Source organism: Aureisphaera galaxeae, assembly GCF_028561275.1.
In the GTDB taxonomy this organism is placed as follows: domain Bacteria; phylum Bacteroidota; class Bacteroidia; order Flavobacteriales; family Flavobacteriaceae; genus Aureisphaera; species Aureisphaera galaxeae.
In genome coordinates, this window is record NZ_JAQQTF010000002.1 from 575,148 (window position 1) to 587,684 (window position 12,537).

The following is a 12,537-nucleotide window of genomic DNA, read 5'->3' on the forward strand; positions in this document are numbered from 1 at the left end:
GAATTCGTTAATAAAGTACTATGAATGGATAATATGATATCAATTCTATGAAAATCCCTGAGTGAGTATCATGTATTTCCATGCTCCAATTGAAGATGGAGGGAGCATTTAAAGGAAGACTGCGGATGTAGTATTTGCTTGCCCACACCGTTGTTAAAGCTATTCGCAATACAGGTCATAGGCTCGATGGCGATGGATTTTCTGTCGTCTGGAATGAACAGTTGGAGATACTCAAGTCCTTGGGTTGTTATGGAAAGATCGTACTCCTTGGTTTTCAACCTTACTTCGGGTTGTAAAAGGTTGAATGCCGTATCCAGCTCCTTATTGTTTAAAGTAATAGAATTACGAACGATATCTTTGGCATCTGTTGGGATCATTCGGCCATTGGTATGATATGTTTTGTTAGACGCGAATAGGATTTCGCTATGCTTATCTTCCATGGTGAAATAAGGGTGCCACCCCAGCCCAAAAGGAAACGACTTGTTGCCCAAATTGATTACGTGGAAGGATAGTGTCATTCCTTTTTCAGAAAACGCATAGCTCACCTCCATTTTAAAAGCGAAGGGGAAAGATCCGTTAGGGTTATGATCGTAGTCTAAATGTATTTGGGTATCCGTTACCGAAGAGACCGAAAAAGAGCAATTACTCACACATCCATGGATGGCGTTATTTCCGTCTGGGTCATTGATGGGTAAGGTGTAAGAAATGTCTTCATGTCTAAATGTACCATCCTCCAACCGATTGGGAAAAGGGAACAACAAACTGCTTGGATAGAACTTCTCATAATAGGCAATTCCCTCTTCCGATAAGGGGAAAGGAGTCATGATTTGAGTCCCGTCATGCACCCAATCCAATACACTTCCACCCAAATGAGGGAATACCTTGTAGGACGCCTTGGCACTTTCAAAAACGTAATGAGAAAGTTTTGGGTTAGGATGTGAAATAAAATGGTGGGTCATGTTTTAATTTAAACCCACCAAGTAACAAAAAAAATATGAGTTAAATCCCTAAAGGATACTTTGTTGCTTTTTGTAAAAGGCATTTGCCTGTTCCTGCATGAGCTGACGTGCAATACGTCGCTTGTAATCGTACAATTCCTGCTCTTCGGCAATATCGGCGTACACTCGATTGTTTACGTCCCTATCGGTAGCCACCAATATTTCGCGTTGCACTTTTTGTTGTACGGTCCATGTTTGGATAGCACCTTCCTGCTCTGCCAATCTCAGATCGTAAGGTCCTTTGGGAGACAATAACTTGGCGAAAATGGGCGAGGTTTCTATGGCTAGGAACAATAGGAAAATAAAGAAGGAAGGCAACCAAGGTAGTTTCCCCAAGGCATTTACACGAGCCATCAGTCCATCGAATCCGTCAATGACAGGCTGGGTATCGGCTACTTTGGTTTCGTAGTCCGATGCCAATTGGGCTATTTGCGCTTCGGCAGCTTCAACTTTGGCTTTATTCTCCGTTCGCAATGCCTGCAGGGCAGCTAATTCGGAATCGTGCTTTTCCCGTTTCTCTTTGTAAACGGGCCCCTTGCCTACAATTTCGGTGCCTTTGCGTCCTTCGGCTTCGGCTATATAGGTTTCGTACAGGGTATTTACCTCTGTTTCTTTGGTAGCGACCTCGTTTTTCAGGTTATCTATTTCAGTATTTAGAGCTTCGATGGCCGGCGTATACTGCATGGCCAATTGCTCCTGATTATCTAAGGTCATTTGGTTCTTTTCTTCCAAAAGGACCTGGTCTATTTCCTTTTCAAAAATCTTCAATTCCAAAGGTTTTGAAATTACAATGGCGATGATAATGGCTAGGAGAATTCGAGGGGATGCCTGTATGAGTTCATCGAAAAAATTATCTCTTTTCTTGATGGTAGAAACAATGAATCTATCAAGATTAAAAATGAGCATTCCCCATATAATTCCGAAGAAAATAGAAGGTAAAAGGCTGTCGAATACAGTGTATAGGGCATAAGAAGCTGCAATGGTAGCCATCACAGCGGTAAAGAATACAGTTGCCCCTATACCCGCATACTTGGTCTGTTCCCCGGAAGAGCACTCGTCGAGTATATCGGTGTCGGCCCCGGAGCAAAAGATGAAAAATCGTTGTAACATAACTAGTTGGATAAGGGATTGATGAGTTAGTTAGAACGTATTTAATTATGATTTGTTACATAAAAAAGCCCCCAATTGTTGGGGGCCTCAGTATTTTGGGAAAAGATTGGCAATTTCAAAAAGAGAACAAACCCTTATCCTTCCCTAGCAACCTGTTTTTACTGCTTCTTGCTCCAGAAATGAACTTCGGGCTTTCCATCTTCGCCCTTAATAACGTTTACTGTTGCGATAGCGTCTACTTTTTTGGTCAATTCGATCGCTTGATCTTTACTGATTTGCTTGTCATTGAGAAAGAAAGTGGCACCTTCAGAAATCGCCTGGGTTAAATCGATGAGCGGATCTTGTTGTATTTTATAGTCCGTCTTTATTTCATGGTTTGTTTTTACATCTACGTTTGTCGATACCTTGTGATTAAACTTGTACTTGGCATGAACAATGGGTTCTGTAGAAATTTTCACCGTAGGTCGATCCGAATTGTATCCTATGGTTTGGATGTTAAGGTCCTCATTCTTTTCCAGGAGTGATATCGCCTTTGCAGAAGATATCTTCTTTCCTTCATAATAGAAGTTAGCATCTTTCTTTGCCATCGACTTAATGTGATCTAATGGGGACTCAGGAGTCGGTGGTGGCGGTGGTGGAGGGGGCATTTCTCCATCGGGAACGCCTTTTCTGAATTTAAATGTATTCTTGTCGCCTGATGGCGGAGGTGGCGGTGGCGGTGGAATATTTTCGTCCGGATCTGCTACCCACGAATTTGTTTTTGGTGGATCTGGAACCACTTTAGGCTCTTTGGCTCCCGGAGCTGGTGGCGCCGGTGGTGGCGGTGGAAGTTTCGGGAATGCTTGCGCATTGGCGCGCTGCTTTTTGCTCATTTTGGAGTAGAGGTACTCCATGCGCTCGATTTCTTCTTTAATAATGAACATATTGTCCTTGGGCATGTCATTGTACTTCTTTGCCAGGCGATTGTATTCTGCAACCTCCTTCGCAGTAGCCTTCTTTTGAACAGGATTTTTAGCATCATCGGAAACATTCAAAACCAGATTTTCTGCATAGGTACCCGATGTACCTTCTTTATGTACTTTGCCTGGAATATGCATTTTCTTTATTCCATAGTCCTCAAGCGCCGCTTTTATATCGAAAATAAGTCCCATAGGAAGGGATCCATCTGCCGTAATTTGAGCGATGACGGTTTGTTGTCGTTGCGTTTTGGTAAGGTGTGGATTTATTTCCTTTAAGGTTACAGGAAGTTCTTTCAGTGATGATAATCGTTCGTTTACCAATAACTCTTTTTCCTCGTTTACAAAGATCCTTATGTTTTCGGCTTCAAAAGCATCGGCATTCGATATCTCATTTGCTGCAACAAAGGTGTTTTCCTTTTCCACTTGTTTGGTGGTACTAAATCCATAAACTAGTACAGCCAATAAAGGGATTACAACTAGACTTCGCACCCAAGTGCTAGTCTGTGATGTGTGTTTTCTCATGATTTTAATTCGTTTTTTGATGAATGAATAATTAATAGAGTTGGCCAGTGATGGCGAACAGGCATTTGATGAGAATGCCAACAGGGTATTTTGGTAGGTCGAGGCATCGATACCGGTTTTCAACACCGCACGATCTGCCAAAAATTCGTGATTCAGTTTAATGCTATGACGTATGAAATGGAGTAGGGGATTGAACCAAAATACGACAAGTAGTAATTCTATAAATAGGACATCCAAGCTATGCCATTCCCGAGCATGTACTTCTTCGTGGTCCAGAACTTCCTTTGGGATTTCATTGGCTTCAAAGTTATTTCGGTTTAAGAATATATAACTTAAAAAGGTATGTGGGGTGGTTGGGGCCAACAACAACACATGGAATACATTTTTGTTTTTAAATCTGGGGTTTTTCCTGATTTTTCGAATCATGGAGAAAAGATTCCTTCCAAATTTTAAACCGAAGAAAAGCAGTCCAATACCATAGATGATGCCCAAGGCTATACCCAAATAGTTGGGAGCTTTTTCGTGCGTTATCGAAATGGAAGCGTCTTCCGAGAAGGTGATTGTGTTCGCGAGAGGTGTAGCTTCAACATATTCCGTAAAGGTGATAAAGGGTATGGTAAAGGACAGTAAAATAATTCCTAAAAGATAGAATCGTTTCAGGGTGTGCATGCTTTCACGTTCTAGAAAAAGCTTGTAGAAAGCATATAAAATCCCGAGGCATGCGGCCGATTTCAATAAATACATTTCCATACCTATTTCTTTTTAATTTGTTCGTCAATTAAGCTTCTAAGGTCTTCCAATTCTTCCTTGCTGAGGTCTGTGGCTTCCGTAAAGAAAGAAGCAAATTGCGAAGCACTGTCGTTGAAGAAATTCTTAATGAGACCATTTACGTGTCTAGAGAAATAATCCTTCTTTTTTACCAAAGGAAAGTACTCGCGCGAACGCCCCAATTGTTTGTAGTCTACAAACTTTTTGTCCTGCATACGCTTTAATAGGGTGGCAACCGTAGTGGTGGCAGGTCTGGGCTCTGGGTAACCCTCGATAAGATCCTTCATGAAGGCGCGCTTCTTTTTCCAGAGGATCTGCATGAGCTGTTCTTCGGCGTTCGATAATTGCATTTTCTTCTACGTTTTTAGAATTTACTCTACAAATGTAGAACAAATATTTTAATTCTACAAATGTAGAGGTAAAATTTATTGTTTTTAATCTGTTACCTTTGCCGCAAATCCCAAATCCATGAGTCTAGAGAGAGACCTGCTAAAGCGTGCCGAAAATAGATGCGAACTCTGTGGAGCAGATGAATCCTTAGCACCTTATGAAGTTCCAAACTCCCCAAAAAGTGGGCTGGAGAATCATCTTTTGTCCTGCGGTACATGCACCTCTCAATTCGATAGTGAAGTTCGTGACGCCAATCACTGGCGTTGTCTTAATGATAGTATGTGGAGTCAAGAGCCTGTTGTACAGGTCATGGCTTGGCGCATGCTCCATCGATTGAAGTCGGAAGGATGGCCGCAAGATCTTTTGGACATGATGTATTTGGATGAAGATACCCAGGCTTGGGCTGCCGCTGCTGGCGATGCAGAAGATAAGAGCAATGCTATCGTGCACAAAGATGCCAACGGAGCCATCCTGAAAGCCGGCGATAGCGTGGTCCTCATAAAAGACCTAAAAGTGAAAGGGTCTAGCATGGTGGCCAAACAAGGAACTGCGGTACGAAGAATATCCCTGGACCACGAAAACCCAGAATACATTGAAGGAAAAGTAGACGGTCAACACATTGTGATCGTTACTAAATATGTTAAGAAATTATAGCTATTCCTTGGGAGTAAAGCTTCCGATGACTACTGAAATTGCCGCAGCCACTAGGCCACCAATTAGAAGGAAATTACCATACGGCCAATGCAATATTTTGAGGGTGGCTCCAATAACGATACCCACACCAGCAATAACATAGAGTAATGTTTCCCAGATTTCAGTTTTCGACGATGTCCCTCCTACGTATTTCTCACTTACATAAGCGATAATTAAGAGAAGTAGGGATAATTGCATCAATCGTGTAAATACATATCCATAGTCCAAATGGAAGATGCGGAAACCATAATGCAGGGTTCCGAAAATGGCAAAGAATAGCTTAGCGTAATCTAAGAAGCCCTTCTTTCTTTTCTTTAGAAAATGGATAGGATATAAAATGAGAATACCCGCCAACCCGATGATCAGCAACTCAGGGGCATAGGTCAAATGCAACAGCTTGAATAAAATGCCGATAAGGGCAATGGCTGCAGCAATGCGCCAGGGTTGTTGAATTCGTAACCGAGACATGGCTTATTTGCTCATTTCGGTAAAATAATGATAGAACATAGGGATGGTTTCTATTCCTTTTAGGTAGTTCCAAATTCCGAAATGTTCATTGGGCGAATGGATGGCATCACTATCCAATCCGAAGCCCATTAAGATGGTTTTACTTTTCAATTCCTTTTCGAACAAAGCAACAATAGGAATACTTCCTCCACTGCGCTGCGGAATCGGCACTTTTCCGAAAGTAGCTTCATAGGCTTTGGAAGCCGCTTGGTATCCAATGCTATCGATCGGTGTTACGTAAGCCTGTCCGCCGTGGTGCGGTGTCACTTTCACTGTAACTCCCTTGGGAGCGATGCTTTCAAAATGATTTTTGAACAATTCGGTGATCTTCTCCCAGTTTTGGTCAGGAACCAAGCGCATGGAAATCTTTGCGTAGGCTTTACTTGCGATAACCGTTTTGGCACCTTCACCAGTATAACCACCCCAAATTCCGTTTACGTCCAAGGTAGGTCGGATTGAGTTTCTTTCATTGGTGGTATATCCTTCTTCACCATACACATCTTCAATATCCAAGGCTTTTGTATACGCTTCTTTGCTGAAAGGGGCTTCGGCCATTTTAGCGCGCTCTTCGGTGGTGAGTTCTTCCACATCATCATAGAACCCGGGAATGGTAATGTGCTTATTGTCATCGTGAAGCGAGGCGATCATCTTAGTAAGCACATTGATAGGGTTTGCTACCGCACCACCATACAATCCGCTGTGTAAATCACGATTGGGTCCTGTTACTTCTACCTCTACATAGCTCAGTCCGCGAAGTCCCGTTGTAATGGATGGAATTTCCTTGGCAATCATTCCTGTATCACTGATAAGGATAACATCATTGGCCAATTTTTCTTGGTTGCGCTCCACGAACCATCCCAAACTTTCACTTCCCACTTCTTCTTCCCCTTCGATCATGAATTTCACATTGCAGGGTAGCTGACCCGTAGAAGTCATATATTCCAATGCTTTTACGTGCATATACATTTGCCCCTTGTCGTCACAGCTTCCTCGGGCGAAAATAGCGCCATCGGGATGTAGCTCGGTCGACTTAATTACGGGTTCAAATGGTGGGCTATCCCAAAGGTCTAATGGATCGGGGGGTTGCACATCGTAGTGTCCATATACTAGAACAGTGGGTAAATCTGGATCAATTATTTTTTCTCCATAGACAATAGGATAGCCGGGGGTTTCACAGATTTCCACCTGATCGCAACCTGCTTTTTCTAGGCTTTCTTTGATCGCCTCCGAGGTTTTTATAACGTCATCTTTGTAGGCCGAATCGGCACTGATGGAAGGAATTTTGAGTAATTCGATAAGTTCATCGATAAATCGATCTTTATTCTGATCTACATAAGCTTTTGCGCTGTCCATGAATCCTAGTGTTTGTAATGCTTGGTTATTGAAAGACGAAGGTACAATAAAGATGTAATTTTTGAAGAAAAGTTTGTTTGTTAATTATAAATCTTCCTTATATTTGCCCTCCCTAAGCGGATGTGGTGGAACTGGTAGACACGCTAGACTTAGGATCTAGTGCCGCAAGGCGTGGGGGTTCGACTCCCTTCATCCGCACAAAGCCTCTGAGAAATCAGGGGCTTTTTCTTTGAATATATTTCAATTGAGAATGAAGGAATTTCATTGAAGGGCGCATAAACCTGCCCTTAGCTGTCATGTTGAGCTTGTCGAAGCGGTTTGAGGTAACGAACCGGGCACCTCGATACATTTCTCGTTTCTCTCGAAACACTCGGCGTCCGGTTTTATGGAAAGGTCATCGAGTGATTTTCCGGACCCATGCGCCTGCCTGCCGCCCACCTATGCTAAAGCTTCGGCGACAGCATACAGGAAGGTGATCCGAAGGATTGTATCGAAGGGAAGGAAAATTGTATCGAGATGACATCTACCTTCAACTAAACAATTGACTTTCAATCCCCAAAAAAATACACGAAATAAACAGGAAAAAACCCTTTCGGTTTTTCATTGAAATAATGCATTTTTGCGCTCCAAATTTCAAATACTTATTTTAATGAAACGACTCCTTTTTCTATCCATCATCTTAACCGGATTCCTTTTTTCTTGCTCCAGCGATGACAATGGAGGTGAAACTGCTACAGACCCCGATCCCGATCCAGATCCGGTACCACAAATTGCTTATGTAGATAAAATAGTGAGCACTTCCTCTAGCGGTAGTACTGAGCTACGATTTGTGTACGATGATGACAATAAATTGGTGAGAAACGAGACGGACGAATATTTCAGACAGTTCACCTATGAGGGTAATAACATCACTAAAATTGAAAGTGTCACATTGCCCAACACACCGTATTACACGATCGAATTCGACTACGATAGTTCAAGCAGAGTAATGGAAGTACGACGCACCAACCATCATAACGGAACGATATTTTTCATCACCTATGAATACAATACCGGTGGAAACATTGGTAAGGTTTGTGTCTATTCCAATATGGATGATTATAATGCCGCAATTTGTGATCGATACTACGATTTCGCCTATGTAGGTGGAACCACCAATTATGCGGAGAAGACATTGTACCAGATTAATGGTGGTTTCCCAGATGTTCTGGAAGCTTCCACTTGGACCTACGATACAAACGAAAGCCCATACTTTGGAGAGGCCATTAGTCGTATTCAGTTACCCTATGCTACCGATGGTACAGGGATGGATTGGGAATACCTTTACAATGATAACAATCCATTGAGCAAGTACATTTTCGACTTTATTTCCAATGAAAGTAAATTGAGAAGAGATTTTCAGTACCAATACAACGAAGAAGGTAAGCCGACTGAAAGAATCATTACCTCCTACGATATTTTTACCGGAGAAGTTACTTCCGTGTTTACTCAAAACTTTAGCTACGTGTTGAGGTAAATAATCATCCCGTATAATCATATGAAAAAGCCTCTGAGAGATCAGGGGCTTTTTTATTTGTTTACTAATCATTGTCTGGAACTTCGCTCAGCTTCCCAATCTGTTGCCCTTGCTTTACCCCTATGGCGCTAAAGGCCCCTTTCTGAAAGATGAGTAAGACCGTAGATCCGCCATAGGCAAAATGTCCTACTTTGTCACCTTTATGAATCAGTTTCGGTTGGGTGTCGCTTACCTTTTTTAGATGGTCTTCGAAAACCACGGATCCAATGGTCTGAAGTCCGATCGGAATCATCCCGATATAACCAAACTTCTCTGTTTTTATAACCAAATACCCATGCCGGAAGTTTTCGAAAACACTGTAGTCTTTATTGTAAGCCACATTCCCGTTGTTGATCATATCCGGAATGTCGGGCATCCCAAATAACCGGTCCCCAACATCTTCATTGGCTTCGACCACGATACCTGAAGCAGGCGAATGGTAATGATGGTAGTTGTCGGGTTTCAGAAAAACTGCCAATGCCGTTCCACCGACGAATTTTTCGGCGTACTTAGAATTACCCAATAGAGAGTTAAGGTTTAACGTCATCCTTCCTTTGGTAGGGATTTGGGTGTCCAGTTTTAGGTCGTTATTGATCATGTTCATGACCCCATCGGCCGGAGATACCAATACCGAAGGATCATCGATGTCATCAATTTTCCGTGCGCCCGGTTTTAACTCACGGGTAAAGAATTCGTTGAAAGAAGCATAGCCATGTAACGGAGCCACAAAATCCTCATGACCTAGCGATTCGTCTTCCAGCCAAGTGGCAATCCCCTTGGCAGAAGCGGGACTGTCCATGTATTTTCCGCGTTCCTCAATAAAACGCAAAGACCAACTGTAGCCCGGTTCTTCTAGAATGAATTTCATCCCAGCCGGATTGTGATAATAGAGCATGGAGAATTCTAGGATCTTGTCCAATCCATTTTTAGTGTTCGGTAGGAAATAAAACCACTCATTCATAAAATCATACAAGTCGTTAATGTCTTTGTTACGCCAGGGATTCGCAGTGCCATCGGGCATATCCTGAAGGTTGGCGAACATATCTTTTACGACCTTCTGAAAGGAGGAGTTGGCATTGTAAATCTCCTTAAGCTCTTTTACAGGAGGTGAATCCGTTTGGGAAAAGGAGGCGAAACCCATGAACAAAAGAACGAAAAGAGAAGTGAGGATTTTGCGTTTCATAAGGGTTGGTTTTAGGTTTGTTAATGGTGGTTTAAAGGTTATTTCGAAAGAATCCGGTACATGCCAGGTGCATTGCCCGGCCTAGGCCGGTATCCCAACTTTCTGTAAAAATCGCTAGTGCCCTTTGCGGCCATAAGGCCTATGAAGGCGTATCCTTTCGCATTGTCATTTAAGAATTCTTCAATGGCTTCCATCATGAATTTTCCGATGTACTTTCCCTGATGATCTGGATGTACAATCATATCCTGAATGTAAAAGTACAGGGTTCCGTCGCCAATGACTCGGCCCATTCCTATAAAATCCGTTCCTAAATAGACAGATACCGAAAACAAATCATTTTTCAAGGCTTCGGCCACCTGATCATCGGGTAGTTGCTCCCAAGACGTAGTACCACGAAGTGACTGATACTCGGCTACGGTGAGTGTGTTGGTAGTGATTCGATAGTCCATTTTGGATAAAAGATTGATATTCAGTTTGCAAGATACTACGTTTTTTGTAGTTTTGCTACTAAATATGTAGCAAAAAATGAATCTACCCGTTCCAGGAAAACCGGTCCGCGGTTCAAAAACAGGACAACCCGTAATGGCTTTATTGGATCTTCTGGGCCGTAATTGGTCCATGGGGATTATTTGGCATCTGTACAGTGGTCCCAGCACGTTTAGAAAACTTCAGGATTATTGCGAATCCATTTCGCCCACTACCCTGAACAAACGTCTTAAAGAATTGAGGGAGTCCCATCTTATCGAAAGAACCCTTGAAGGATATGCCCTGACCCAAGACGGAAAGGAACTTTATGAATTGATCGAGCCCCTTGGAGGATGGGCACGGAACACCTGGGCCAAGAATTTCGATTGAAATGATAATAGAGGAGAAGATGAGAACGATACAAAAACCGAAAGTAGGGGAATACCCAGCGTACTCAAGCATTTACATGGACCTGCTGGAGGACGACGGCAATGTTCTGAATCATTTGTGGAACAATTTCTTGAGGATCAAAGAGTACATCTACGCTCTTCCCGAAGCCATGCTTACGTATCGATATGCCCCCAAGAAGTGGACCATCAAAGAAATACTTGTGCATATCATCGACGATGAGCGCATCTTCAGTTATAGGGCCTTACGCTACGCGCGAAATGACCAGACTCCGTTACATGGGTTCGAACAAGATGACTATGCCGAACATTCCGAAGCCAATGAGCGGAGTTTGGATAGTATTTTCGATGAATACGAAACCGTTCGGAAGGCTACCATTTCCTTATTTAAATATTTACCCGAAGATAGTTTTATGCGATCGGGTAATGGGATCGACTCCGACGGAAGTGTTGTAAACGAACGCACTGTGAGAGGACTGGCCTATCACATTGCAGGACACGAATTGCGACACTTCAATATTATTAAGGAGCGATATGTAAATGAGGCGTGATCGTTAGTCATACTTTGCAACCGCCGCCTCTAATTTCTTCTTAATCCTATTTCGCAATAATCGCGGCTTTAGTACTTCGATGGATTCCCCAAACCCCAGAATAAGGCGTTCCAATTCATAATTAATATGCACCCGAAGCTTTACAGTAACACTTCGATCTTCAAATTCTTCCACAATTTCCTGGGAGGCATGAAAGGGTTTGGTAATTACGTAGGGCGCGTTGCTGCGATCCACCTTCAGTAAAATTTCCTGAATGTGTTCATCGCCCAATACGGTTACGCCCACCGTGTTTTTGTAATACTCGTCCCCATTGAATTCAATATCCAAATAGGGAATGGAAAGGTCATAATCGATCGAGACAATACGGTCCAAGGCTAAGTTCCGAATAGGTTTTTTCTCCGAACTTTTACCAATAAGGAACCAGCGGTTATTGAATTCCTTCAGAATCAAGGGGTGAAAAACAAACTCCGAAGCTTCCCGCGCTTTAAAGGATTGGTAGGTAAGCCGCAATACCATTTTCTTTACAATGGCTTGGTACAAAACATCCAAATGCTCGAGCCCTTTAAGCCCGTCATTTTTGTCTAGATGAATGATAGGTGCCTGATGTGTTTTTTCGGTATAGACCTTGTCTTCCAATCGTTGAATGATACCGCCCAATTCCGAAAAGAGCGAAAAATCCTTGAATTGTTTCAGCATTTCCACCGTTTCCGAAAGTACGTTCATATCGTTTTCGGTCAAGGGAATGTCGGTAATAGAATAATCGGGGTCGGCATAGCGATAGTACTTGCGCTCGTACACTTCGATAGGGGCATTATATCCCAATTTATCGCTGCGCATCATTTGTAGATCCAATTGAACCGTACGTTTGCTCACATTTATTTCCCGCCCTTCGTATTCGTAAAGTGCATCGGAACAGGCTTCAATGAGATCATCCAAAGTCCACTGTCGGTAAGGGTTTTGCAAGCATTTATCGATGGTTTTATATCGGATAAGTGCGTTTTTGTTTAAGGCCATTAGTTGAAAAATTTATACGAATATACAAAGTGCGTAAAAACATTGCGTACTTAATTTCGATT

Annotated in this window: 13 protein-coding genes and 1 tRNA gene; 5 read left to right on the plus strand and 9 right to left on the minus strand. The window is 42.6% G+C overall.

The annotated features are described in order from the left end of the window. Positions 1-68: 68 nt before the first annotated feature. From POV27_RS02415 to POV27_RS02430, 4 genes are all read right to left on the minus strand, one after another. Entirely contained in the window at positions 69-959 is an 891-nt protein-coding gene (locus tag POV27_RS02415) for an aldose 1-epimerase (RefSeq protein ID WP_272861141.1), read from the minus strand. Positions 960-1,007: 48 nt separating this feature from the next. Beyond that, entirely contained in the window at positions 1,008-2,108 is a 1,101-nt protein-coding gene (locus tag POV27_RS02420; protein WP_272861142.1) for a DUF4407 domain-containing protein, read from the minus strand. A gap of 158 nt (positions 2,109-2,266) precedes the next feature. After that, the gene (locus POV27_RS02425) at positions 2,267-4,339 is read right to left on the minus strand and encodes a M56 family metallopeptidase (protein WP_272861143.1); all 2,073 of its coding nucleotides are present in this window, start codon (positions 4,337-4,339) and stop codon (positions 2,267-2,269) included. Between the two features lie 2 nt (positions 4,340-4,341). Then, positions 4,342-4,707 (minus strand): BlaI/MecI/CopY family transcriptional regulator, encoded by a 366-nt coding sequence (locus POV27_RS02430; RefSeq protein ID WP_272861144.1) that lies wholly within the window; start codon positions 4,705-4,707, stop codon positions 4,342-4,344. 118 nt (positions 4,708-4,825) lie between these two features. Between POV27_RS02430 and POV27_RS02435 the strand changes: the two genes are divergently transcribed. Further along, positions 4,826-5,401 carry a PhnA domain-containing protein gene (locus POV27_RS02435; protein ID WP_272861145.1) on the plus strand — a complete coding sequence of 192 codons (576 nt, stop codon included), beginning with the start codon at positions 4,826-4,828 and terminating at the stop codon, positions 5,399-5,401. Here POV27_RS02435 and POV27_RS02440 read toward each other — a convergent pair whose 3' ends face one another. Then, positions 5,402-5,908: a GldL-related protein gene (locus POV27_RS02440; protein WP_272861146.1), complete on the minus strand. Its 507-nt coding sequence runs from the start codon at positions 5,906-5,908 to the stop codon at positions 5,402-5,404. Between the two features lie 3 nt (positions 5,909-5,911). Continuing rightward, positions 5,912-7,300, minus strand: coding sequence for a dipeptidase (locus POV27_RS02445; RefSeq protein WP_272861147.1), 1,389 nt, complete (start codon positions 7,298-7,300; stop codon positions 5,912-5,914). A gap of 116 nt (positions 7,301-7,416) precedes the next feature. Here POV27_RS02445 and POV27_RS02450 point away from each other — a divergent pair. Then, positions 7,417-7,498, plus strand: a tRNA-Leu gene (locus tag POV27_RS02450). Between the two features lie 451 nt (positions 7,499-7,949). After that, a complete protein-coding gene (locus tag POV27_RS02455; protein WP_272861148.1) occupies positions 7,950-8,816 on the plus strand; it encodes a hypothetical protein in 867 nt (288 codons plus the stop codon). A 64-nt stretch (positions 8,817-8,880) separates the two neighbouring features. On the opposite strand, the gene POV27_RS02460 is transcribed toward POV27_RS02455, so the two are convergent. Both POV27_RS02460 and POV27_RS02465 read right to left on the minus strand, forming a co-directional pair. Further along, entirely contained in the window at positions 8,881-10,038 is a 1,158-nt protein-coding gene (locus POV27_RS02460; RefSeq protein WP_272861149.1) for a phosphatidylserine decarboxylase, read from the minus strand. 38 nt (positions 10,039-10,076) lie between these two features. Next, positions 10,077-10,487 carry a GNAT family N-acetyltransferase gene (locus tag POV27_RS02465; RefSeq protein ID WP_272861150.1) on the minus strand — a complete coding sequence of 137 codons (411 nt, stop codon included), beginning with the start codon at positions 10,485-10,487 and terminating at the stop codon, positions 10,077-10,079. Between the two features lie 76 nt (positions 10,488-10,563). Here POV27_RS02465 and POV27_RS02470 point away from each other — a divergent pair, with 76 nt between their 5' ends. Next, positions 10,564-10,893, plus strand: coding sequence for a winged helix-turn-helix transcriptional regulator (locus POV27_RS02470; protein WP_272861151.1), 330 nt, complete (start codon positions 10,564-10,566; stop codon positions 10,891-10,893). A 19-nt stretch (positions 10,894-10,912) separates the two neighbouring features. Continuing rightward, positions 10,913-11,461: a DinB family protein gene (locus POV27_RS02475; protein ID WP_272861152.1), complete on the plus strand. Its 549-nt coding sequence runs from the start codon at positions 10,913-10,915 to the stop codon at positions 11,459-11,461. Positions 11,462-11,464: 3 nt separating this feature from the next. Here POV27_RS02475 and POV27_RS02480 read toward each other — a convergent pair whose 3' ends face one another. After that, positions 11,465-12,475 carry a helix-turn-helix transcriptional regulator gene (locus POV27_RS02480; RefSeq protein ID WP_272861153.1) on the minus strand — a complete coding sequence of 337 codons (1,011 nt, stop codon included), beginning with the start codon at positions 12,473-12,475 and terminating at the stop codon, positions 11,465-11,467. Positions 12,476-12,537: the final 62 nt, after the last annotated feature.

Coding starts and splice junctions, on each gene's coding strand:
- POV27_RS02460 (WP_272861149.1), bottom strand. CDS start 10,038: ATGAAACGCAAAATCCTCACTTCTCTTTTCGTTCTTTTGTTCATGGGT.
- POV27_RS02420 (WP_272861142.1), bottom strand. CDS start 2,108: ATGTTACAACGATTTTTCATCTTTTGCTCCGGGGCCGACACCGATATA.
- POV27_RS02480 (WP_272861153.1), bottom strand. CDS start 12,475: ATGGCCTTAAACAAAAACGCACTTATCCGATATAAAACCATCGATAAA.
- POV27_RS02465 (WP_272861150.1), bottom strand. CDS start 10,487: ATGGACTATCGAATCACTACCAACACACTCACCGTAGCCGAGTATCAG.
- POV27_RS02455 (WP_272861148.1), top strand. CDS start 7,950: ATGAAACGACTCCTTTTTCTATCCATCATCTTAACCGGATTCCTTTTT.
- POV27_RS02430 (WP_272861144.1), bottom strand. CDS start 4,707: ATGCAATTATCGAACGCCGAAGAACAGCTCATGCAGATCCTCTGGAAA.
- POV27_RS02445 (WP_272861147.1), bottom strand. CDS start 7,300: ATGGACAGCGCAAAAGCTTATGTAGATCAGAATAAAGATCGATTTATC.
- POV27_RS02425 (WP_272861143.1), bottom strand. CDS start 4,339: ATGGAAATGTATTTATTGAAATCGGCCGCATGCCTCGGGATTTTATAT.
- POV27_RS02435 (WP_272861145.1), top strand. CDS start 4,826: ATGAGTCTAGAGAGAGACCTGCTAAAGCGTGCCGAAAATAGATGCGAA.
- POV27_RS02475 (WP_272861152.1), top strand. CDS start 10,913: ATGAGAACGATACAAAAACCGAAAGTAGGGGAATACCCAGCGTACTCA.
- POV27_RS02440 (WP_272861146.1), bottom strand. CDS start 5,908: ATGTCTCGGTTACGAATTCAACAACCCTGGCGCATTGCTGCAGCCATT.
- POV27_RS02470 (WP_272861151.1), top strand. CDS start 10,564: ATGAATCTACCCGTTCCAGGAAAACCGGTCCGCGGTTCAAAAACAGGA.
- POV27_RS02415 (WP_272861141.1), bottom strand. CDS start 959: ATGACCCACCATTTTATTTCACATCCTAACCCAAAACTTTCTCATTAC.